Genomic DNA, 20,929 nt, shown 5'->3' on the forward strand with positions numbered 1-20,929 from the left:
AAAGACTTTGTAAGGTTGGCCCTGCTTATTTCATAATGCGCGCTTATTGGATCCCCTCGATGGGTCCGCGTGCCCTTCAGAGGTAAGTCGATTCCCATGAACCGCACCGGCCGCGCCCTTGCATTGGGCTGCCTGTTGCTCCTTCAGCCCTTGCTTGTACAAGCAGGCGGCAACTCGTTGTTAATCCCAGCGATGGGTCGTTGCACCCTCAATACTCAGCCGCAAGATCTGGCACAGGCCCTCGCTGCCTGCCAGAAGGCGTCGGATGAAGGGGATGCGCAGGCACAATACGAGTTGGGTGAGTTCTACTACGACGGCAAAAATGCGCCGCGCGACCTCAATAAAGCCCTGAGCTATTTCGAAAAAGCCTCGCTGCAAGGCCATGCCCAGGCGCAATTCAAACTCGGCACCATGTTCTTCCACGGTGAAGGCGTGACGGCCAATAATGTTCAGGCGTATATCGTGCTGAAGATGGCGGCGGTCAATGGCGCAGAAGATGCGCTGGACACCGCGGATGAAGTGGCCGAGAAAATGCCGCGCGAAGAACTTGAGGTTGCCACTCAGGTGCTCGGGCAGATCTTTCGTAAATACCTGATGGAATTGCAAAGCGCGGACGGGCGTACGCCGTTTTCGCCGCTGCCTTGATCCCGACTCGACCATTGTGTTGAGGGGATTCTGTGACCAGAAGAGAGCTCTGTCAGCTTTCTGTTACTTCTCAGGCATCGGCATCGGGAACGGCATGACATTGCCGACCGCGCCGCGGGCTTCGCTGATTTTCGGCGTACCGAGACGTTCCACTTCATCGATGCGCACAATCGAGTGCATCGGCACAAAACTGCGAACTACACCCTCGAACTGAGCCTTGAGCTTCTCTTCGCTCGGATCGACGACCACTTGCGTGCGCTCGCCAAAGACGAATTCTTCCACTTCCAGGAAGCCCCACAGATCACTTTGATAGATCTGCTTGGCATACATTTCGTACACCTGGCCCTGGTTAAGAAAAATCACCTTGTAGATTGGAGCTTCACGTTTGGTCATGGCGGGCGAGCAACACATCGGGGGATAAAAATGAGGGCGCGAACTATAGCATAGCCGCCGGACGCACAGCGGTAGGAACCTTGGAACATGTTCCCTATAATGCGCGGTTCTTTGAATCACGTGATGACTCTGTCCATGGCCAAGAAGCTTTACATCGAAACCCACGGTTGCCAGATGAACGAGTACGACAGCTCGCGCATGGTCGACTTGCTGGGCGAACACCAGGCCCTGGAAGTCACCGCTCGCGCTGAAGATGCCGACGTGATCCTGCTGAACACCTGCTCCATTCGCGAACGCGCCCAGGATCGGGTGTATTCCCAGCTCGGCCGCTGGCGCGAACTCAAACTGGCCAACCCGGACATGGTGATCGCCGTCGGCGGTTGCGTGGCCAGTCAGGAAGGCGCCGCCATCCGCGATCGCGCGCCGTACGTCGACGTGGTGTTCGGCCCGCAAACACTGCACCGTTTGCCGGAAATGATCGAAGCCGCGCGCGCCACCAAGCTCCCGCAAGTTGATGTCTCGTTCCCGGAAATTGAAAAATTCGACCATTTGCCCGAGCCACGCATTGATGGCCCGAGCGCTTATGTGTCGGTGATGGAAGGCTGCAGCAAGTACTGCACGTTCTGCGTCGTGCCTTATACACGCGGCGAAGAAGTCAGCCGCCCGTTCGACGACGTGATTGCCGAGATCATCCACCTCGCCGAGAACGGCGTGCGCGAAGTGACCCTGCTGGGTCAGAACGTCAACGGCTACCGTGGCAACACCCATGATGGTCGCCTGGCTGATCTGGCCGAGTTGATTCGGGTTGTCGCCGCTGTCGATGGCATCGATCGCATCCGCTACACCACCTCGCACCCGCTGGAATTCTCCGACAGCCTGATCCAGGCCCACGCCGATGTCCCGGAACTGGTGAAACACCTGCATTTGCCGGTGCAATCGGGTTCCGACCGGATTCTCTCGGCGATGAAGCGCAACCACACGGCGCTGGAGTACAAGTCCAAGCTGCGCAAACTGCGCGCGGCTGTGCCAGGGATCTGCATCAGTTCGGACTTTATCGTCGGTTTCCCGGGCGAGACCGAAAAAGACTTCGAACAGACCATGAAGCTGATTGAAGACGTCGGTTTCGACTTCTCCTACTCGTTCGTCTATAGCCAGCGCCCGGGCACCCCGGCCGCTGATCTGGCGGACGAGACCCCGGAAGCGCTGAAGAAAGAACGCCTGAATGCGCTGCAACATCGCCTGAACCAGCAAGGTTTCGAGATCAGCCGACAGATGGTCGGTTCGATCCAGCGGATCCTGGTGACCGATTACTCGAAAAAAGACCCTGGCGAGCTGCAAGGCCGGACCGAGAATAACCGGATCGTCAACTTCCGCTGCGACAATCCAACCTTGATCGGCCAGTTCGCCGACGTGCACATCGATGCCGCGCAGCCGCACTCGCTGCGGGGCTCGTTGATCCAATAGCACCGCACGAATTTGCGGTACGAACTTTTTGTGGCGAGGGGATTTATCCCCGTTGGGCTGCGAGGCAGCCCCAAAAAACAGGACTGCTACGCAGCCCAACGGGGATAAATCCCCTCGCCACAGTCAAAGCGTCAAAATCAGGCGCTTATTTAAGAGCTTTCGCACCTGCTCCACTGGCGTTATCCTTGATTTCATCTTAATTGCCCCAGGGCGGCTAAATACGACCTTGAACGCACCCATCGAACCACATCGTTTCATGCTCGAGCCCTTTGAGGCTCGCCGCTTCGCCAATCTGTGCGGGCAATTCGACGAGCATTTGCGCTTGATCGAACAGCGCCTGACCATCGAGATCCGCAACCGCGGAAACCAGTTCGAACTGATCGGCGACCCCAAGCACACCACCTCCGCGGAAAACCTCCTGCGCCGCCTGTACCGGGAAACCAAAGGTACCGAGCTGTCGCCGGACATGGTTCACCTGTTCCTGCAGGAATCGGCCGTCGAAGAGCTGGACAACGTTTCCCCGTCCGAACCCTCCGTTGCCCTGCGCACCAAGAAAGGCATGATTCGCCCTCGCGGCTTGAATCAGCTGCGCTACGTGAAGGAAATTCTCGGTAACGACATCAATTTCGGCATCGGCCCGGCCGGTACCGGAAAGACTTATCTGGCCGTTGCCTGCGCGGTAGACGCGCTGGAACGCGAGCAGATCCGCCGCATTTTGCTGGTGCGTCCGGCGGTTGAAGCGGGCGAAAAGCTCGGCTTCCTGCCTGGCGATCTGTCGCAGAAAATCGATCCGTACCTGCGCCCGCTCTACGACGCACTCTACGAAATGCTCGGCTTCGAACACGTCGCCAAGCTGATCGAGCGCCAGGTGATCGAAGTTGCACCGCTGGCTTACATGCGCGGCCGGACCCTGAACAACAGCTTCATCATTCTCGATGAAAGCCAGAACACCACCGTCGAGCAGATGAAGATGTTCCTGACGCGGATTGGTTTCGGCTCGACGGCTGTCATCACAGGTGACATCACCCAGGTCGACCTGCCGAAAGGCACCAAGTCCGGGCTGCACCATGTCATCGAAGTGTTGAAAGACGTTCCGGGCATCAGCTTCACCCATTTCAAGCCCAAAGACGTAGTGCGCCATCCATTGGTGCAACGCATCGTCGAAGCCTACGAGCGCTTCGAAAATCGCGTGGCCGACGAAGCCCCCAAGGACAGCCGCCGCGATGCTTGAGCTTGATCTGCAACTGGCTACCCAAGCGTCTGCCCCGAGCGAAGCCGAGTTCCGCCAATGGTGCGAACTGGCCCTGCGCCAGCGCACAGCCGACTCGGAAATGACCATTCGCCTGGTCGATGAAGAAGAAGCCCGGGAGCTCAACCACACCTGGCGGCAAAAGGATTACGCCACCAACGTCCTGTCGTTTCCGGCCGATGTGCCAGACGAATTCCTCGACATTCCACTGCTGGGCGATCTGGTGATCTGCGTGGCGGTGGTCGAGCGCGAAGCGGCTGAACAAGGCAAGGAACTAAAGGCCCACTGGGCGCATCTGGTGATTCATGGCTGCTTGCATCTACTCGGTTACGACCATATAGATGACGACGAAGCCGAAGAAATGGAAGCACTGGAACGAACGTTGCTTGCCGAACTGGGTCATCCGGACCCATACGCGGACGACGAAATTGAAACATCCCCTATCGTTACAACAAAGGATTCAGAGTAATCGCTATGAGCGAAGATCGATCGAGCAACGGGCAGAAGTCATGGCTGGGTAAGCTCACCCAGGCTTTTGCCCACGAGCCGAAAAACCGCCAGGAGCTGCTTGAGCTACTGCGCGATGCACACCAAAACAAGTTGCTGGACAGCGAAGCGCTGGCCATTGTCGAAGGCGCCATTCAGGTGGCTGACCTGCAAGTACGGGACATCATGGTTCCGCGCTCGCAGATGATCAGCATCAAGGCGACCCAGACCCCTCGCGAGTTCCTGCCTGCCGTGGTCGATTCGGCCCACTCCCGCTACCCGGTGATCGGCGAAAGCCACGATGACGTGATGGGCGTGTTGCTGGCCAAGGACTTGCTGCCGCTGATCCTCAAGGAGAACGGCGACAGCTTCAACATCAAGGACCTGCTGCGCCCGGCCACGTTCGTGCCAGAGTCCAAGCGCCTGAATGTGCTGCTGCGTGAGTTCCGCGCCAACCACAATCACATGGCCATCGTCATTGACGAATACGGCGGCGTGGCCGGTCTGGTGACCATCGAAGACGTGCTGGAACAGATCGTCGGCGACATCGAAGACGAGCACGACGTCGAAGAAGACAGCTACATCAAGCCGCTGCCAAGCGGTGATTTCCTGATCAAGGCCCTGACGCCGATCGAGAACTTCAACGAGTTCTTCGACAGCGAATTCTCCGACGACGAGTTCGACACCGTCGGCGGTTTGGTGATGAGCGCGTTCGGGCACTTGCCTAAACGCAACGAAATCACTGAGATCGGCCCTTATCGCTTCCGCATCCTGAATGCCGACAGCCGTCGGATTCATCTGCTGCGCCTGACGCCCATTGCCCGTTAAGGAATGACATGCCCCGCGTAACCCGCCCCGGCTGGCCCGGTAACCTGCTGGCCGTGGTGGCCGGTGCACTGACTACCCTGGCCCTGGCGCCGTTTGATATCTGGCCGTTGGCGTTGCTGGCGGTCGGGTTCTTTTATGCCGGGTTACGCGAACTGAATCCCCGCCAGGCCTTGGGTCGTGGCTGGTGTTACGGTTTTGGCCTGTTTGGCGCCGGCACCAGCTGGATCTACTACAGCATTCACCACTTCGGTGGTGCTTCTGTGCTGCTCGCCGGCTTCCTGATGCTGATTTTCACGGCGGCCATTGCCTGGTTCTTCGCCCTGCCCGCCTGGATCTGGGCGCGCTGGCTGCGGCGTAACGAAGCTCCGCTGGCCGACGCACTGGCGTTCGCAGCGCTGTGGGTCGGCCAGGAAGCCTTTCGCGGCTGGTTCCTGACCGGTTTCCCGTGGCTCTATTCCGGTTACAGCCAGCTGGACGGCCCCTTGTCCGGACTTGCACCACTCGGTGGCATGTGGCTGATCTCATTCACTCTGGCACTCACCGCCGCGCTCCTCTACAACGCGTTGCCGTTGGTTCGTACCGGACGCAAGGGCTTCATTGCTGCTGGCGCAGTGCTGCTGATTGGACCTTGGGTGGCGGGCATGGCGCTCAAGGAACACGCCTGGACCAGCCCCTCGGGCGCGCCACTGACCGTGGCAGCAATTCAGGGCAACATCGAACAAAGCATGAAATGGGACCCTGCGCAGTTGAACGCGCAACTGGCCCTGTACCGCGACATGAGCCTCAGCTCCAAGCGCGTGGACCTGCTGATCTGGCCGGAAACGGCCGTCCCGGTGCTCAAGGAGTCCGCCGAGGGCTACCTCACCATGATGGGCAAGTTTGCGGCGGAACGTAATTCGGCGTTGATTACCGGCGTACCTATTCGCGAAGAAGTCCGGCACGAGAAACGCTTTTTCAACGGCATTACCGTGGTCGGCGAAGGCGACGGTACGTACCTGAAGCAGAAGCTCGTGCCATTTGGCGAGTACGTACCGCTGCAGGACGTGCTGCGCGGTCTGATCGCTTTCTTCGACCTGCCGATGTCAGACTTCGCCCGAGGCCCGGCTGATCAGGCTCTGTTGCAGGCGAAGGGCTATCAGATTGCCCCGTTCATTTGTTACGAGGTGGTGTACCCGGACTTCGCCGCCAGCCTTTCGGCGCGTAGCGATCTGCTGCTGACCATCAGCAACGACACCTGGTTCGGCACGTCAATCGGCCCGCTGCAACACTTGCAGATGGCGCAGATGCGCGCGTTGGAAGCCGGCCGCTGGATGATCCGTGCGACGAACAACGGCGTGACTGGCTTGATCAATCCGTTTGGCCAGATCACCGCTCAGATCCCGCAATTCGAACGCGGCATCCTGTACGGCGAAGTGGTGCCGATGCACAACCTGACGCCGTATTTGCAGTGGCGCTCGTGGCCACTGGTCATCGTCAGCGTGCTGTTGTTTGGTTGGGCGTTGATTGCGAGCCGGATAGCCAAGACCGTTTGAGACTGCTGAGCATTTGTGGCGAGGGGATTTATCCCCGCTGTGCAGCAGGCCCATTTCAGGGCTGCTGCGCAACCCTATCGGTAAAACAACGAATACCCCACCTGCCCCACCGCCTCGTTCATCAACTGGCCGCTCTGCCAGATCGACTTGAACTCCGGCATCCAGCCGCCCAACGGTCGGGCATTGTCGCCGCCCAGAAACCCAACCGGCGCCGGCACTACCTCAAACCCGGCCTTCTCAAAACTCCAGACCGATCGCGGCATGTGGGCAGCTTGAGTCACGACCACCACGCGCTTGATGCCTTGCGGCAATAAGACCTGCGCACTCAACTGCGCATTCTCCCAAGTCGTGCGGCTGAGCCCTTCCTGCCAACGCACGGTCACGCCGAAATCATCCAATAACGAATCGGCCATCATTTTGGCTTCACTGGGTGGTGTGCCGTAGTGCAATCCGCCACTGGTCAGAATCGGCAGCCCCGAGGCCTTGGCAAGTCGCGCCGCATAACGCTCGCGCTCCAGGCCAATGCCCGTAGGTTGATCCGAGCCCCAAGCCGGATCACCCCTTTCGCGCCCCGAACCCAGCACCACGATGGCGTCCGCTCGCTGCCCAAGCGTCGCCCATTCATCGCGAGCCAATGGGGGCATTCGCTCCAGGGCATTCGCGCTCCATTGCACAACGACCGGCAAGCTCATCAACCAGAAACCGCCAAGGCCCAGCGCAAAACACACGCCGGCAAAGCGCGGTCTAGAGCGGCGGAACCACCAGGCAAGCACCAGCAACAGCAGAAGAATGCCGGGCGGCAGCAGAAGTTGTTTCACGAAATAACGAAAAGGCATCGAGCATCTCCAAAGATGCCCGAAGCCTAAGTGCGTTGACGCCTTGCGACAACATATTCGAAAGGACTGTGCGTTGAACTACAGTTGAAAAAGCAGTCGGGACATCGCCTCAAGTGCCCTTATTTGAATTGCAGAGACCGGACCTTTACCGCGTCCCTGCCAGGTGCCTTGTCCTTGAGCCAGATGATCTTGGCCGAACGTGGTGCGTCGAGTTGCTTCACTGCATCTGACAAGCATCCCTGTGTTTCACGTTCACTACGGTCCAGATACGCTTTGACCAGTGCAAACTCTGCAGGACTCAGGCCACGTAGTTCCAACTCCAGGGGGCGCTCATCGCGCAGCCGGTCAGCAGTTTTTGCCGCGTCCAGGGCCATCCCCAGACGATCGATCAGTCTTTCATACAGCTCCGGTTTTGTGACTTTTCGCTGTGACTCAACCATCCCTCACCTCATTGAAGATAAGTCTTGCTCCCCATTTAGAGCTTAGCTTCCATGATCAAACCAGCTGAGTGCTGCGACCAACGGCCCTCGCAGCGTGTTTCACAAGACCTGCGGCAGCAATCAGGGTTTCCCTCGGTAGAGCGCGGTCATGTATGCTACGGCGCTTCCTGTAACTCCACTTCCAGCTCGTCTGGACACCGAAACGCCGATTTGGCGTGCTCACCGTCCAGCGTCGCATTGAAGAGGATTAGGCCACCCCTATTCAGTTCAAAAGTAGCCATGCACGAACAATATCAGCCCCGTGAAATCGAAGCCGCCGCCCAGTCGTTCTGGGACGAGCAAAAGTCCTTTGAAGTCAGTGAACAGCCAGGCAAGGAGACGTTCTATTGCCTGTCGATGTTCCCTTACCCCAGCGGCAAGCTACACATGGGGCATGTGCGCAACTACACCATCGGCGACGTGATCTCCCGCTATCAGCGCATGCAAGGCAAGAACGTCCTGCAACCCATGGGTTGGGACGCCTTCGGCATGCCGGCAGAAAACGCCGCCATGAAGAACAACGTAGCGCCCGCCAAGTGGACCTACGAAAACATCGCCTACATGAAAACCCAGCTGCGCAGCCTGGGCCTGGCGGTGGACTGGTCCCGTGAAGTGACCACCTGCAAGCCGGATTACTACCGCTGGGAACAATGGCTGTTCACCCGCCTGTTCGAAAAAGGCGTGATCTACAAGAAAAGCGGCACCGTGAACTGGGACCCGGTCGACCAGACCGTTCTGGCCAACGAGCAAGTGATCGACGGTCGCGGCTGGCGTTCCGGCGCGCTGATCGAAAAGCGCGAAATTCCGATGTACTACTTCAAGATCACCGCGTATGCGGATGAGCTGCTGGAGAGCCTCGACGATCTGCCGGGCTGGCCTGAACAGGTCAAGACCATGCAGCGCAACTGGATCGGCAAGTCCCGCGGCATGGAAGTGCAGTTCCCGTACAACGTCGATTCCATCGGCGAAGCCGGTACGCTGAAAGTCTTCACCACCCGTCCAGACACCCTGATGGGCGCGACTTACGTGGCCGTGGCCGCCGAACACCCGTTGGCCACCCTGGCCGCGCAGAACAACCCTGAGCTGCAAGCGTTTATCGCTGAATGCAAAGGCGGCAGTGTGGCCGAGGCCGATGTTGCCACCCAGGAAAAGAAAGGCCTGCCGACCTCGCTGTTCGTCGAGCACCCGCTGACCGGTGAGAAACTCCCGGTGTGGGTCGCCAACTATGTGCTGATGCACTACGGCGATGGCGCAGTAATGGCAGTTCCGGCTCACGACGAACGCGATTTCGAGTTCGCCACCAAGTACAACCTGCCGATCAAGTCCGTGGTGCGCACCAGCTCCGGCGATACCAACCCGGCACCTTGGCAGGACGCGTACGGCGAGCACGGCACGCTGATCAATTCCGGCGAATTCGACGGCCTCGACTTCGCAGGCGCTTTCGACGCCATGGAAGTTGCGCTGATCAAGAAAGAACTCGGCGCCTCGCGCACCCAGTTCCGCCTGCGCGATTGGGGCATCAGCCGTCAGCGCTACTGGGGTTGCCCGATTCCGATCATCCACTGCAAAACCTGCGGTGATGTACCGGTCCCGGAAGACCAATTGCCGGTCGTACTGCCAGAAGACGTCGTTCCGGACGGCGCCGGTTCGCCACTGGCCCGCATGCCCGAGTTCTACGAGTGCCAGTGCCCGAAATGTGGCGCACCGGCCAAGCGTGAAACCGACACCATGGACACCTTCGTCGAGTCCTCGTGGTACTACGCCCGCTACGCCTCGCCGCACTATGAAGGCGGCCTGGTGGAGAAGTCCGCAGCTGACCACTGGTTGCCAGTGGATCAGTACATCGGCGGTATCGAACACGCGATTCTTCACCTGCTCTACGCGCGCTTCTTCCACAAGCTGATGCGCGACGAAGGCCTGGTGAGCTCCAACGAGCCGTTCAAGAACCTGCTGACCCAAGGCATGGTGATCGCCGAGACTTACTATCGTCGCGAAGCCAACGGTGCTTACACCTGGTTCAACCCGGCGGACGTCGAACTCGAGCGCGACAGCAAGGCCAAGGTGATTAGCGCCAAGCTGATCGCAGACGGTCTGCCGGTGGAAATCGGCGGCACCGAGAAGATGGCCAAGTCCAAGAACAACGGGGTCGACCCACAGTCGATGATTGACCAGTTCGGCGCAGACACCTGCCGCCTGTTCATGATGTTCGCCTCGCCACCTGACATGAGCGCGGAATGGTCCGACTCCGGCGTGGAAGGCTCGCACCGCTTCCTCAAGCGCGTCTGGCGTCTGGCTCAAGCGCACGTTACCCAGGGCCTGCCGGGCAAACTGGACGTTGCCAGCCTGAACGACGAACAGAAAGCCGTTCGCCGCTCGATCCACCTGGCCATCAAGCAAGCCAGCCACGACGTCGGCCAGAACCACAAATTCAACACGGCCATCGCCCAGGTGATGACGCTGATGAACGTGCTGGAAAAAGCCGCACAAGGCACCGATCAGGATCGCGCTCTGGTTCACGAAGGTCTGGAAGCCGTGACGCTGCTGCTGGCTCCGATCACCCCGCACATCAGCCACGAGCTGTGGAATCAACTGGGTCACGCTGAACCCGTGATCGACGCTGGTTGGCCGGTGCTGGACGAGACCGCTTTGGTGCAGGACAGCCTGACGCTGGTGATCCAGGTCAACGGCAAGCTGCGTGGCCAGATCGAAATGCCGGCCAGCGCAACGCGCGAAGAAGTCGAAGCCGCTGCCCGTACGAATGAGAACGTGCTGCGCTTTGTCGACGGCCTGACCATTCGTAAAGTGATTGTCGTGCCCGGGAAACTGGTCAATATCGTCGCCAGCTAAATTGGATCAGGCGCCAGGTGAGCCTGGCGCCGAGTAAAACCTTTCGGGCCGCATGATCGGCCCACCTGGTTTCAAGGGGAGCAACAAGATGATCAAACGCAATTTGCTGGTGATGGGCCTGGCAGTCCTGTTGAGCGCCTGCGGTTTCCAGCTGCGCGGCACTGGCAACACTGAACTGGCGATCAAGGAGCTCGATCTGAGCGCCCGTAACGCTTACGGCCCAACCGTGACCCAATTGCGTCAGGTGCTTGAGGGCAGCGGCGTCAAAGTCGTCACCGGTGCACCCTACAAGCTGGTGCTGACCGATGAGCAGGAAACCCAGCGCATTCTCAGCTACGCCGGTGCCGGCCGTACTGGCGAGTATCAACTGAGCACGGTGCTCAAATACGACATCCGTGGCCAGGGCGGCGTGGACCTGCTGAACGACAAGATCGAAGTGCAGAAAGTGTTCATCCACGACGGTAACAACCTGGTGGGTTCCGAACAGGAAGCCGACACTGCTCGCGTGGAAATGCGCCGTGACCTGGTCCAACGCATGATGGTCCGTCTGCAACAGCTCACGCCGGCTCAGCTGGATCAGCTGCAACAGACCGCCGACGCCAAAGCCAAGGCTGAAGCCGCGGCCATTGAAGCAGCACAGAAGGCTGAGGCGCAAACTCCGCGCCAGTCGCCTCTCGAACTGCCTCAGCAGTAAGACTTACGGGGCGCTCCGGCGCCCCGTTCGCCCTTTCCTATGAAACTCGCCCCCGCCCAACTCGGTAAACACCTGCAAGGCGCACTTGCGCCGGTCTACATCATCAGTGGCGATGACCCGCTGTTGTGCCAGGAAGCCGCCGACGCCATCCGTGCCGCCGCCCGCCAGCAAGGCTTCGACGAACGACAAGTGTTTGCCGCCGACGCCAGTTTCGACTGGGGGACGCTACTGCAAGCAGGCGCGAGCATGTCGCTGTTCGCTGAAAAGCGTTTGCTGGAGTTGCGCCTGCCCTCCGGCAAGCCTGGCGACAAAGGGGCTGCCGCCTTTATCGAATACTGCTCACGACCGGCTGAAGACACGGTATTGCTGATCAGCTTGCCTAAGCTCGATGGCAGTGCTCAGAAAACCAAGTGGGGCAAGGCGCTGGTCGAAGGTCAGCAGACCCAGTTCGTGCAGATCTGGCCAGTGGATGCCAATCAGCTACCAAGCTGGATACGTCAACGGTTGTCCCAGGCCGGGCTGTCTGCCAGCCAGGACGCCGTTGAGCTGATTGCTGCACGGGTCGAGGGCAACCTGTTGGCCGCGGCGCAGGAAATCGAGAAACTCAAGCTGATGGCCGAAGGTGGCCAGATCACTGTTGAAACCGTTCAGGCCGCGGTGGCTGACAGTGCGCGTTTTGACGTATTCGGCCTGACTGATGCGATTCTAAATGGCGAAGCCGCCCACGCCCTGCGCATGCTCGAAGGCCTTCGAGGCGAAGGCGTCGAACCACCGGTGATTCTCTGGGCCTTGGCTCGAGAGTTGCGTTTGCTGGCCAACCTGTCGCTGCAATACAGTCAGGGCGTGCCTTTGGACAAGGCGTTCAGCTCCGCCCGACCGCCCGTCTGGGACAAGCGCAAGCCACTGATGAGCAAAGCCCTGCAACGCTACTCGGCGCAACGCTGGGCGCAGCTGTTGCTGGAAGCACAACGCATCGATGCGCAGATCAAAGGCCAGGCCGCTGGTTCCCCTTGGATGAGTTTGAGTCGGTTGTCTTTGTTGATGGCGGGTCAGCGGCTCACATTGCCTGCTGAATAAGATCAAAAGATCGTCCGAACGCGGCCCGAGCCTGCGGCAGCTCATACAGAGTATGCAATCTCCTGTAGGAGGGGCCGCAGGCTGCGATCTTTTGACGTTTCTTCCTACACAAAACACATCCATTTGCACTATAGACACTGAACCGGCTTCGGCCGATGATTCGCCCCGCAAAACTCACTCAATTGCGAGAACCGTCATGAGCAAAAAGCCATCAAAAAATGGCCCGAACAAGGCCAAATCCATCATCGCCCAGCCACTGTTCCGCAGCCGTCAGGAACGCGCCGGCAAGGGCAAAGGCAGCTACCGCCGCGAAGCCTTCCAGTCTAATAGCTGGGAGGCTTCTTACTTTCTGGCGGCCTGAAAGGCAAGCGCACGCTCAACATGTTAAGGTCTGCACCTGATTCGTATTCCCTGGACCTGTGCATGCCCCCTAGTCTTTCCCGTCGTTGGCACCTACGCCAATTGATTGCTGCCTCCAGCCTCGTACTGCTTGTCGCCTGCGCGGAAAAACCGACCGCCGCCGACGCCGAACCGCTTCAAACCCGTCCCGTAGCGACAGCCCCAGCGGTGATTCCTCCCGTTGTGCCGACCGGCGAAAACCTTGATATTCAGCCGACGCAGACCTTTGCCGAGTGGCAAGCAGGTTTCCGCAAGGACGCACTGGCTGCCGGCATCCGCGCCGATCTTTTCGACCGCGCGTTCGCCAATGTCAGCCTGGACCCAAGCATCATCCGCGCCGATCGCAGCCAGCCCGAATTCTCCCGCCCCGTATGGGAATACCTCGATGGCGCCCTGTCGCCATTGCGCGTACGTAGAGGCCAGGCCCTGGTTGGCCAATACGCCGACATCTTGCAAAGCATCGAACAGCGTTACGGTGTCGATCGCCAGGCACTGGTCGCGGTGTGGGGCATGGAGAGTAACTTCGGGCAATTCCAGGGCAGCAAGTCAGTGATCAATTCCCTGGCGACGCTGGCCTATGAGGGGCGCCGTCCAGGTTTTGCTCACGCACAATTGATTGCTGCGCTGCAGATCCTGCAACAGGGCGATATCGAGCCAGACAAGATGCTCGGCTCGTGGGCCGGGGCCATGGGTCAGACCCAGTTCATCCCGACGACCTACAACACCCACGCCGTCGACTTCGATGGCGACGGTCGCCGCGACATCTGGGGCAGCCCCGCCGACGCCCTGGCATCGACCGCACATTACTTGCAAAGCTCCGGCTGGCAGAAAGGCCAGCCGTGGGGTTTTGAAGTGCAGCTGGCGAGCGGCTTCGACTACGTTCTGGCCGATGGCACGATTCGCAAGAGTGTCGCCGAATGGCTGCAGCTGGGTGTGAGCTTGCCTGGTGGTGCGCAGGCGCCAGCCGGCTCTGAACACCTGTCTGCCGCCCTGCTGCTGCCGGCAGGTTATCGTGGCCCGGCGTTCCTGGTGCTCGACAACTTCCGCGCGATCCTCAAGTACAACAATTCGTCGTCCTACGCATTGGCGGTGAGCTTGTTGTCGGAACGCTTCAGCGGTGGGGGCCTGATCAGCGGGACTTGGCCGAAAGACGATTTGCCATTGAGCCGCACTGAGCGGATCGAATTGCAAAGCCTGTTGAGCGAGCAGAACTATGATGCGGGCACGGCTGACGGAATTATCGGTGCCAACACCCGCAAGGCGATTCGCAGTGCGCAACAGTCATTTGGCTGGCCGGCGGATGGGTATCCGACGCACAAGTTGCTGGAAGGGCTTCGCAACCGTTAAAAGCATCGCGGGCAAGCCTTGCTCCCACAATGGATCTACGCGAACCACAAACAGTGTGTTCACTTCAGATTATTGTGGGATCAAGGCTTGCCCGCGATGACTGACTGTCAGGCGAAAAAACCTACCGTTTGACAACCACATCCTGCTCCAACACCAGTTCCTTGCTCCCCGCATCGAGTCTCACCAGAGCCCCCATTGGCAACGTCAGGTTCGGATCGCAATGCCCGCTGCGCCACCCGGCCAATACCGGAATCCGCAACGGTTCAAAGGTCTGCTTGAGCAAGCGCGCCAGCGCATCGGCGTCCACACCCGCCACATCCCCCACCAGAACCCCTCGCAGCTTGCCCAGCGTGCCCGCGAGGCGCAGGTGGGTGAGCAGTCGGTCGATGCGATAAAGCGGCTCATTGATGTCCTCGATGAACAGGATGACGCCTTCGGCATCAATCTCGTAAGGCGTGCCCATGGTCGCGGCAATCATCGACAGATTGCCCCCCAGCAAACGCCCGTGGGCGATGCCCGGCTCGATGGTGGTCAACGGGTAAGCCACCGGGTGCGCGAGCACGCTGCCAGCCTTCACCTGACCTCTGAGCATGTTGAAAAACGAAGACTCGGTCGGCTTTTGCTTGTCCCCCAACAAATCGGCATTCAGCAGCGGCCCATGAAACGTCACAAACCCGGCGTACCGACTGATCGCCAAATGCAGGGCGGTGATATCGCTATAGCCTATGAATGGCTTGGCGTTATTGCGTAGCAACTCGAAATCAATCCGGTCGAGTAAGCGTGGCGTACCGTATCCACCACGAAGACAAATGATGGCATCGACTTCGCTGTCAGCGAACGCCGCATGCAAATCGTTGAGCCGCACATCGTCAGTGCCGGCCAAGTAGCCATCCGTTTCATACACCCCTGCAAACACCCGCAGCGAATAACCGCGAGCGCGCATCCAGGTGGTGGCTTTATCCGTATCCAGCCTCGCAGGGCCGGCGGGTGCAATAACGCCAATCAACCCTTGCGCTGGCAAGGCCGGGACAGACTTGTGAGGAAAAAGAGTGTGGTGCGGTCTAGCGGTCATCCTTGAATCTCCCTGCGTGAACACATCAAACACACAGTAGTCAGGAACGGGGACAAACAGAAGAGGTTCGGTTGCCCCGCGGGTTGCGGGAAAATGCAGCGGGCACTGTGAGACAGGCAAAAAAAGCCCGCAAGGCCGGATAAGCCATGCGGGCGTTTTATTTCTTGCACCGGCACATTACAAGGCGGCTATCAACTCGGCCTTAACCAGTTTCGCCTGCTCGTCGGCATGGTACGAAGAACGCACCAGCGGGCCGGAAGCGACGTTCTTGAAGCCCATCTTGTAACCTTCCTCGGCGAACCAGGCGAAGGTGTCCGGGTGCACGAAGCGCTCGACCGGCAAGTGGCTGCGGGACGGTTGCAGGTATTGGCCCAGGGTCAGCATGTCGATGTCGTGCTCGCGCATGCGCTTCATGACTTCGATGACTTCGTCGTCGGTCTCGCCCAGACCCAGCATCAAGCCGGACTTGGTCGGAATGTGCGGCATCATCTGCTTGAAGCGTTGCAGCAGGGTCAGCGACCACTGGTAGTCCGAACCCGGGCGCGCGGCCTTGTACAGGCGCGGTACGGTTTCCAGGTTGTGGTTGAACACATCCGGTGGCTCGGCAGCGGTGATTTCCAGCGCAACGTCCATGCGACCACGGTAATCGGGAACCAGTGTTTCAAGCTGTACGTTTGGCGACAGTTTGCGAATCTCGCGGATGCAGTCGGCAAAGTGCTGGGCACCGCCGTCACGCAGATCGTCGCGGTCCACAGAGGTGATCACCACATACTTCAGCTTCAGGTCGGCAATCGCGATGGCCAGGCTTTCCGGCTCGTTGACGTCCAATGGCTTCGGACGACCGTGGCCCACGTCGCAGAACGGGCAGCGACGGGTGCAGATGTCACCCATGATCATGAACGTCGCAGTGCCGCCGGAGAAGCACTCGCCCAGGTTCGGGCAGGACGCTTCTTCGCACACGCTGTGCAGCTTGTGTTTGCGCAGCAGGGCCTTGATACGGTCGACTTCCGGAGATACCGGGATGCGCACGCGAATCCAGTCAGGTTTCTTCGGCAGTTCGGTCGTCGGAATGATCTTTACCGGGATGCGTGCAACCTTCTCGGCGCCGCGCAGCTTAACGCCGGCTTCAACCTTGGCACGCGGGGCCGGGCGCTCGGTGACATCCAGCGTCGGGATCATGGTTTGCACTGCATCAGTAGTCATATCAGTCGATTCCGCCCGTTAGGGTCGTCTGCTCAGCATAGTCGAGGTGTTTGACGAGCTGCGCGCGCAGCCGGGCACTTACCTCGGCAAATTCAATCGATCCTGCGTGATCGCTCAGCTGGGTCATCGCCAGCCCGGCGTAGCCGCAGGGATTAATCCGTCGAAACGGTTCCAGGTTCATGTCCACATTCAGGGCCAGGCCATGAAAGGAACACCCGTGGCGAATACGCAGCCCCAGGGACGCTATTTTCGCCCCGTTGACGTAGACACCCGGTGCATCCGGCTTGGCCGCTGCCGTGACGCCATAGCTGGCCAGCAGCTCAATCAGGCAGTGCTCCATGCGGGTGACCAGGTCACGCACACCGAAACCGAGCTTGCGAACATCAAGCAACAGGTAGGCTACCAGTTGACCGGGACCGTGGTAGGTCACCTGTCCGCCGCGATCAACCTGCACCACCGGAATATCACCCGGGAGCAACAAGTGTTCGGCTTTACCAGCCTGACCCTGGGTAAACACCGGCGGGTGCTCGACCAGCCAGATTTCGTCGGCGGCATCGGTGCCGCGTTCGTTGGTGAAGCGTTGCATGGCATGCCAGACCGGCTCGTAAGCCATCTGGCCGAGCTCGCGAAAGCCCAGCGTGCCAGACATCACAGCACCATGTGCACGAAACCGGTAGCCCGCAACTCGCTGTTGATGTCGTACAGCTGTTCTTGACCGGTGGCGATGATGTGCAGCTGGATGGTCGTGTACTTGCCGTTGGTGCTCTGGCGTTCAGCAAACGTCTTGAGGTCAACGGTCGCGTGTTTCTCAAGGATCGCGATGATCTTGTCCTTGAAACCCACGCCGGTGTCGCCGATTACTTTAATCGGGTAATCCGCGCAGGGAAATTCGATCTTTGGCGCCTTTACTTCGGTATCGGTCATGGCGTAACGGCCTCGTGAGCGTAAGCCGTGGCAACGAACATGGCCCCGCTCCTTATTGGAACGAGGCCATGCAGGTCCACACTAAATCAGTTGAACAAGCCGTAGAAGAATAGACGGATGCTATCCCACATGCGACGGAAGATACCACCCTCGTCGACCGCGTCCAGAGCAATCAGGTCTGCGCTGTGCACAACCTTTTCGTCCAGTTTCACTTCGACTTTACCGATCACGTCGCCCTTGGCGATTGGCGCAATCAGCTGTGGGTTCATGGTCATGCTGGCGACGAGCTTTTTCAGCTGGCCTTTTGGCAGGGTCATGGTCAGGTCTTCAGCCAGGCCGGCCTTGACTTGATTGGTGGTGCCTTTCCAGACAGGAGCCTGAGCCAGCTCGGCGCCTTTCTGATAGAAGGTCTGTGTTTCGAAGAAACGGAAGCCATAAGTCAGCAGCTTCTGGGTTTCGGAAGCACGGGCCACGTCGCTGTTGGTGCCGAACACTACCGCGATCAGGCGCATGCCATCACGGACAGCCGAGGACACCATGCAATAGCCGGCTTCATCGGTGTGACCGGTTTTCAGGCCGTCGACGGTCTTGTCGCGCCACAACAACAGGTTGCGGTTCGGTTGCTTGATGCCGTTCCAGAAGAACTCTTTCTGCGAGTAGATCGCGTAATGAGCCGGGTCTTCGTGGATGATCGCGCGAGCCAGCACGGCCATGTCATGAGCCGACGAGTAATGCTCCGGGTTCGGCAGGCCGGTCGGGTTCATGAAGTGGGAGTTGGTCAGGCCCAGATCGGTGGCGGTTTTGTTCATCATGTCGGCGAATGCGTCTTCGCTGCCCGCGATGTGCTCGGAGAGCGCAACACTGGCGTCGTTACCCGACTGAATGATGATGCCGTGCAGCAGGTCGCTGACAGTCACCTGCGAGCCAACCTTGATGAACATCCGCGAACCACCGGTACGCCAGGCGTTTTCGCTGACCGTTACCGGATCGTTTTCGCCGATCTGGCCACGACGGATTTCCAGGGTCGCGATGTAGGCTGTCATCAGCTTGGTCAGGCTGGCCGGAGGCAGACGCTGGTCACCGTTGTTCTCTACCAGCACATTACCGCTGCTGGCGTCCATGAGCACATAGGATTTAGCGGCCAGTTGGGGTGGCGAAGGCATCATCTCAACCGCGAACGCGGCAGGCGAGATGAGCAGCGGTACTAGCAGGCACAGTCGTTTGGCAAAGGTGGTGATGTTCATCCGTCTCTCGAAATCGCTAATGGTACTGCCCAGAGGCAAATCTAATCAGACAACCTTCTAACGGGTCGTCGCGTGTTCAGTTGTTCACTCAGAGCCCTTGCCGGGCTTTTGTTCTTCAACGAGCCAACAACCAGGTCCACCCCCCAAATAGCAAGTGAACCGTCATTCAAGTACTGCGTACTACTCGGCAGTGACCAGGCTCGGCGAACCGAGATTGGCCAGCCGCACGCTGTTCTGCACTTGCTGGATTTCACCCTGTGAGCCGATTGGCCCCAGGCGAACCCGATGCAGTGTCTGTTGATTGCGCACGATCGAACTGATGAAAACCGGAGCGCTCACCATTCCGCTCAGCTTCGATCTCAGGAGTTCTGCAGCGTCCGGGTTGGCGAACGCGCCCACCTGCAGATACTGGCCAGACGCTGGTACAGAAGCGTTTTTTTTTGCATCGATCTGCACGGGCACTACGGCCGCTGCGTGCTGCTGCGGCGGTGGCGTCCATTGTTCGACCGTACCGGCCGACGCGGTTATGACCGGGGCCTTGTTCTGTGCAACCTGCGGTTCGTTAAGCATCAACGGCGCCGGACGCCCCTTCGCGGCCCACCACTGCTGCGGATCGATACCTTCGACCTTGACACGCGCCGTGCCGGTTTCGGCATAGCCGAGCTTCTTGGCAGCCGCGTAGGACAGGTCGATGATCCGGTCCGAATAGAAGGGGCCACGATCATTGACCCGCAGGACTACCGACTTGTTATTGTCCAGGTTGGTCACCCGAACGTAACTTGGCAGTGGCAGGGTCTTGTGAGCGGCGCTCATGCCGTACAGGTCATACACTTCGCCGTTGGCGGTGTTCTGCCCATGGAACTTGGTGCCGTACCAGGACGCCGTGCCCGAGGCCACATAGGTCTTGGACTCTTGTAGCGGGAAGTAAGTCTTGCCCAGCACGGTGTACGGGTTGGCCTTGTAGGGGCCGGTATGCAGGGTTGGCGTGGCATCCGGGATGCGCGATACGTCGACGTCCCACCATGGCGCGCCGTCCTTGTGAGCACGGTTGATGTCCAGCCCCGGCGTCGAGCGCACGGCAGTGGATGAGGATTTCTGAGCCGGCGCGCGGCTGGTCGAACAACTGGCGACCAGCACTGCCAACGCGGCGAATGCCATCAGCTTCAGGGGTTTATTCATAGGCAATGCCCGCATTACTTGACGCCCCGTGCTTGGACCAGCTGTTCAGACAGTTGATGTACGGCCATGGCGTACATCACGCTGCGGTTATAACGCGTGATCGCGTAAAAATTCTTCAGGCCCATCCAGTATTCAGGGCCGTTGTCACCTTCCAGGCGGAAAGCGGTGACCGGCATATCATCGCGCAGCGCATCATGACTTGACCACCCCAACGCTCGCAACTCCCCGACGGTTTTAGTCGGTTCAATGCCAGTGGTCAAACCTTCCTCTACCTGATCGCCACGAACATCGGCGCGACTGACCACCGGCTCACCAGCGACCCAGCCATGACGCTTGAAATAACTGGCGACGCTGCCGATAGCGTCATCCGGGTTGTTCCAGATATTGATGTGGCCGTCACCGTCAAAGTCCACTGCATAGGCGCGAAAGCTGCTGGGCATGAACTGCGGCAGGCCCATCGCCCCGGCGTACGAGCCCTTGAGGGTCAACGGATCGACTTGCTCTTCACGGGCCAGCAGCAGGAACTCACGCAGTTCCTTGCGGAAAAATTCGGCACGAGGAGGATAGTCGAAGCCCAGGGTCGACAACGCGTCGATCACCCGGAAATTGCCGGTATTACGTCCGAAAAAGGTCTCAACCCCAATGATGGACACGATAACCTGCGCCGGCACTCCGTATTCCTGCTCCGCGCGGGCCAGCACGGCCTCGTGCTGACGCCAGAAATCCACGCCCCGGGCGATACGCGCATCGGAGATGAACATTGGCCGGTACTCGTTCCACTGTTTGACCCGCTCGGCAGGCTTCGAGATCGCGTCCAGAATCGACTGCTTGCGCTCGGCTTCGCGGAACACGCCCATCAGCTGCTCACCAGCGAAACCGTAGTCGCGGGTCATTTCACCGACGAATTCAGCCACCTGGGGTGAGCCTTCGTAATCGCCGGCCAGCGCGTCTTGCGCTGTGCCAAGGATGCTTACCAGGCCGACCCACGGCGCGTATCGAGTCGCCCAGCCACGCATTACTTGCATTGAAAT

At 59.4% G+C, this 20,929-nt stretch carries 21 protein-coding genes; 11 read left to right on the forward strand and 10 right to left on the reverse strand.

What is annotated here, in order from left to right; translation table 11 throughout:
- Window positions 1-96 precede the first annotated feature (96 nt).
- Window positions 97-645 (forward strand): tetratricopeptide repeat protein, encoded by a 549-nt coding sequence (locus GBC55_RS23415; protein WP_162439944.1) that lies wholly within the window; start codon window positions 97-99, stop codon window positions 643-645.
- A 63-nt stretch (window positions 646-708) separates the two neighbouring features.
- Here GBC55_RS23415 and GBC55_RS23420 read toward each other — a convergent pair whose 3' ends face one another.
- Complete coding sequence (locus GBC55_RS23420; RefSeq protein WP_007894425.1) at window positions 709-1,038, reverse strand: DUF1820 family protein; 330 nt, start codon at window positions 1,036-1,038, stop codon at window positions 709-711.
- Between the two features lie 135 nt (window positions 1,039-1,173).
- Here GBC55_RS23420 and miaB point away from each other — a divergent pair, with 135 nt between their 5' ends.
- The 5 genes from miaB (at window position 1,174) to lnt (ending at window position 6,597) form a co-directional block, all read left to right on the forward strand.
- Window positions 1,174-2,502 (forward strand): tRNA (N6-isopentenyl adenosine(37)-C2)-methylthiotransferase MiaB, encoded by a 1,329-nt coding sequence (miaB, locus tag GBC55_RS23425; protein ID WP_162439943.1) that lies wholly within the window; start codon window positions 1,174-1,176, stop codon window positions 2,500-2,502.
- Between the two features lie 226 nt (window positions 2,503-2,728).
- A complete protein-coding gene (locus GBC55_RS23430; protein ID WP_162439942.1) occupies window positions 2,729-3,733 on the forward strand; it encodes a PhoH family protein in 1,005 nt (334 codons plus the stop codon).
- The gene (ybeY, locus tag GBC55_RS23435) at window positions 3,726-4,220 is read left to right on the forward strand and encodes an rRNA maturation RNase YbeY (protein WP_162439941.1); all 495 of its coding nucleotides are present in this window, start codon (window positions 3,726-3,728) and stop codon (window positions 4,218-4,220) included. Before GBC55_RS23430 ends, ybeY begins: the two co-directional genes overlap by 8 nt.
- Before the next feature lie 5 nt (window positions 4,221-4,225).
- Entirely contained in the window at window positions 4,226-5,065 is an 840-nt protein-coding gene (locus tag GBC55_RS23440; RefSeq protein WP_045062079.1) for an HlyC/CorC family transporter, read from the forward strand.
- Window positions 5,066-5,073: 8 nt separating this feature from the next.
- On the forward strand, window positions 5,074-6,597 hold the full coding sequence (lnt, locus tag GBC55_RS23445; RefSeq protein WP_162439940.1) for an apolipoprotein N-acyltransferase: 1,524 nt from the start codon (window positions 5,074-5,076) through the stop codon (window positions 6,595-6,597).
- 74 nt (window positions 6,598-6,671) lie between these two features.
- Here the strand turns inward: lnt and GBC55_RS23450 are convergent, their stop codons facing one another.
- Together GBC55_RS23450 and GBC55_RS23455 are read right to left on the reverse strand one after the other, a co-directional pair.
- The gene (locus tag GBC55_RS23450) at window positions 6,672-7,433 is read right to left on the reverse strand and encodes a YdcF family protein (RefSeq protein WP_162439939.1); all 762 of its coding nucleotides are present in this window, start codon (window positions 7,431-7,433) and stop codon (window positions 6,672-6,674) included.
- 119 nt (window positions 7,434-7,552) lie between these two features.
- Window positions 7,553-7,873: a hypothetical protein gene (locus GBC55_RS23455; RefSeq protein ID WP_162439938.1), complete on the reverse strand. Its 321-nt coding sequence runs from the start codon at window positions 7,871-7,873 to the stop codon at window positions 7,553-7,555.
- A 279-nt stretch (window positions 7,874-8,152) separates the two neighbouring features.
- Between GBC55_RS23455 and leuS the strand changes: the two genes are divergently transcribed.
- The 5 genes from leuS to GBC55_RS23480 all read left to right on the forward strand — a co-directional run bounded on the left by leuS (window position 8,153) and on the right by GBC55_RS23480 (window position 14,276).
- On the forward strand, window positions 8,153-10,759 hold the full coding sequence (leuS, locus tag GBC55_RS23460) for a leucine--tRNA ligase (protein WP_162439937.1): 2,607 nt from the start codon (window positions 8,153-8,155) through the stop codon (window positions 10,757-10,759).
- An 88-nt stretch (window positions 10,760-10,847) separates the two neighbouring features.
- Window positions 10,848-11,453: an LPS assembly lipoprotein LptE gene (lptE, locus tag GBC55_RS23465; protein WP_162439936.1), complete on the forward strand. Its 606-nt coding sequence runs from the start codon at window positions 10,848-10,850 to the stop codon at window positions 11,451-11,453.
- Between the two features lie 39 nt (window positions 11,454-11,492).
- Window positions 11,493-12,530 (forward strand): DNA polymerase III subunit delta, encoded by a 1,038-nt coding sequence (holA, locus tag GBC55_RS23470; RefSeq protein WP_162439935.1) that lies wholly within the window; start codon window positions 11,493-11,495, stop codon window positions 12,528-12,530.
- 196 nt (window positions 12,531-12,726) lie between these two features.
- Entirely contained in the window at window positions 12,727-12,891 is a 165-nt protein-coding gene (gene arfA, locus GBC55_RS23475) for an alternative ribosome rescue factor ArfA (protein WP_094470475.1), read from the forward strand.
- A 62-nt stretch (window positions 12,892-12,953) separates the two neighbouring features.
- Window positions 12,954-14,276, forward strand: a complete 1,323-nt coding sequence (locus tag GBC55_RS23480; protein WP_162439934.1) for a lytic murein transglycosylase — start codon at window positions 12,954-12,956, stop codon at window positions 14,274-14,276.
- Between the two features lie 121 nt (window positions 14,277-14,397).
- On the opposite strand, the gene GBC55_RS23485 is transcribed toward GBC55_RS23480, so the two are convergent.
- The 7 genes from GBC55_RS23485 to mltB all read right to left on the reverse strand — a co-directional run bounded on the left by GBC55_RS23485 (window position 14,398) and on the right by mltB (window position 20,923).
- Window positions 14,398-15,348, reverse strand: coding sequence for an LD-carboxypeptidase (locus tag GBC55_RS23485; protein ID WP_162439933.1), 951 nt, complete (start codon window positions 15,346-15,348; stop codon window positions 14,398-14,400).
- A 177-nt stretch (window positions 15,349-15,525) separates the two neighbouring features.
- Entirely contained in the window at window positions 15,526-16,527 is a 1,002-nt protein-coding gene (gene lipA / locus GBC55_RS23490; RefSeq protein ID WP_162439958.1) for a lipoyl synthase, read from the reverse strand.
- Window positions 16,528-16,552: 25 nt separating this feature from the next.
- A complete protein-coding gene (gene lipB / locus GBC55_RS23495) occupies window positions 16,553-17,200 on the reverse strand; it encodes a lipoyl(octanoyl) transferase LipB (protein ID WP_162439932.1) in 648 nt (215 codons plus the stop codon).
- Window positions 17,200-17,475 (reverse strand): DUF493 domain-containing protein, encoded by a 276-nt coding sequence (locus tag GBC55_RS23500; RefSeq protein WP_162439931.1) that lies wholly within the window; start codon window positions 17,473-17,475, stop codon window positions 17,200-17,202. The genes lipB and GBC55_RS23500 overlap by 1 nt, the downstream gene beginning before the upstream one ends.
- 86 nt (window positions 17,476-17,561) lie before the next feature.
- Window positions 17,562-18,719, reverse strand: coding sequence for a D-alanyl-D-alanine carboxypeptidase family protein (locus GBC55_RS23505; RefSeq protein WP_162439930.1), 1,158 nt, complete (start codon window positions 18,717-18,719; stop codon window positions 17,562-17,564).
- A 180-nt stretch (window positions 18,720-18,899) separates the two neighbouring features.
- Window positions 18,900-19,913, reverse strand: coding sequence for a septal ring lytic transglycosylase RlpA family protein (locus GBC55_RS23510; protein ID WP_162439929.1), 1,014 nt, complete (start codon window positions 19,911-19,913; stop codon window positions 18,900-18,902).
- Window positions 19,913-20,923, reverse strand: a complete 1,011-nt coding sequence (mltB, locus tag GBC55_RS23515; RefSeq protein WP_162439928.1) for a lytic murein transglycosylase B — start codon at window positions 20,921-20,923, stop codon at window positions 19,913-19,915. Before mltB ends, GBC55_RS23510 begins: the two co-directional genes overlap by 1 nt.
- Window positions 20,924-20,929: the final 6 nt, after the last annotated feature.

Source organism: Pseudomonas sp. TNT3, assembly GCF_010095445.2.
Taxonomy (GTDB): Bacteria; Pseudomonadota; Gammaproteobacteria; order Pseudomonadales; family Pseudomonadaceae; genus Aquipseudomonas.

Bases quoted from the DNA above. Each gene is read 5' to 3' on its own strand.
- GBC55_RS23440 (WP_045062079.1), top strand. From the start codon at position 4,226: ATGAGCGAAGATCGATCGAGCAACGGGCAGAAGTCATGGCTGGGTAAG.
- leuS (WP_162439937.1), top strand. From the start codon at position 8,153: ATGCACGAACAATATCAGCCCCGTGAAATCGAAGCCGCCGCCCAGTCG.
- miaB (WP_162439943.1), top strand. From the start codon at position 1,174: ATGGCCAAGAAGCTTTACATCGAAACCCACGGTTGCCAGATGAACGAG.
- lptE (WP_162439936.1), top strand. From the start codon at position 10,848: ATGATCAAACGCAATTTGCTGGTGATGGGCCTGGCAGTCCTGTTGAGC.
- holA (WP_162439935.1), top strand. From the start codon at position 11,493: ATGAAACTCGCCCCCGCCCAACTCGGTAAACACCTGCAAGGCGCACTT.
- lnt (WP_162439940.1), top strand. From the start codon at position 5,074: ATGCCCCGCGTAACCCGCCCCGGCTGGCCCGGTAACCTGCTGGCCGTG.
- GBC55_RS23485 (WP_162439933.1), bottom strand. From the start codon at position 15,348: ATGACCGCTAGACCGCACCACACTCTTTTTCCTCACAAGTCTGTCCCG.
- GBC55_RS23455 (WP_162439938.1), bottom strand. From the start codon at position 7,873: ATGGTTGAGTCACAGCGAAAAGTCACAAAACCGGAGCTGTATGAAAGA.
- GBC55_RS23500 (WP_162439931.1), bottom strand. From the start codon at position 17,475: ATGACCGATACCGAAGTAAAGGCGCCAAAGATCGAATTTCCCTGCGCG.
- GBC55_RS23510 (WP_162439929.1), bottom strand. From the start codon at position 19,913: ATGCGGGCATTGCCTATGAATAAACCCCTGAAGCTGATGGCATTCGCC.
- lipA (WP_162439958.1), bottom strand. From the start codon at position 16,527: ATGATCCCGACGCTGGATGTCACCGAGCGCCCGGCCCCGCGTGCCAAG.
- GBC55_RS23480 (WP_162439934.1), top strand. From the start codon at position 12,954: ATGCCCCCTAGTCTTTCCCGTCGTTGGCACCTACGCCAATTGATTGCT.
- ybeY (WP_162439941.1), top strand. From the start codon at position 3,726: ATGCTTGAGCTTGATCTGCAACTGGCTACCCAAGCGTCTGCCCCGAGC.
- mltB (WP_162439928.1), bottom strand. From the start codon at position 20,923: ATGCAAGTAATGCGTGGCTGGGCGACTCGATACGCGCCGTGGGTCGGC.
- GBC55_RS23505 (WP_162439930.1), bottom strand. From the start codon at position 18,719: ATGAACATCACCACCTTTGCCAAACGACTGTGCCTGCTAGTACCGCTG.
- GBC55_RS23450 (WP_162439939.1), bottom strand. From the start codon at position 7,433: ATGCCTTTTCGTTATTTCGTGAAACAACTTCTGCTGCCGCCCGGCATT.
- lipB (WP_162439932.1), bottom strand. From the start codon at position 17,200: ATGTCTGGCACGCTGGGCTTTCGCGAGCTCGGCCAGATGGCTTACGAG.
- GBC55_RS23415 (WP_162439944.1), top strand. From the start codon at position 97: ATGAACCGCACCGGCCGCGCCCTTGCATTGGGCTGCCTGTTGCTCCTT.
- arfA (WP_094470475.1), top strand. From the start codon at position 12,727: ATGAGCAAAAAGCCATCAAAAAATGGCCCGAACAAGGCCAAATCCATC.
- GBC55_RS23420 (WP_007894425.1), bottom strand. From the start codon at position 1,038: ATGACCAAACGTGAAGCTCCAATCTACAAGGTGATTTTTCTTAACCAG.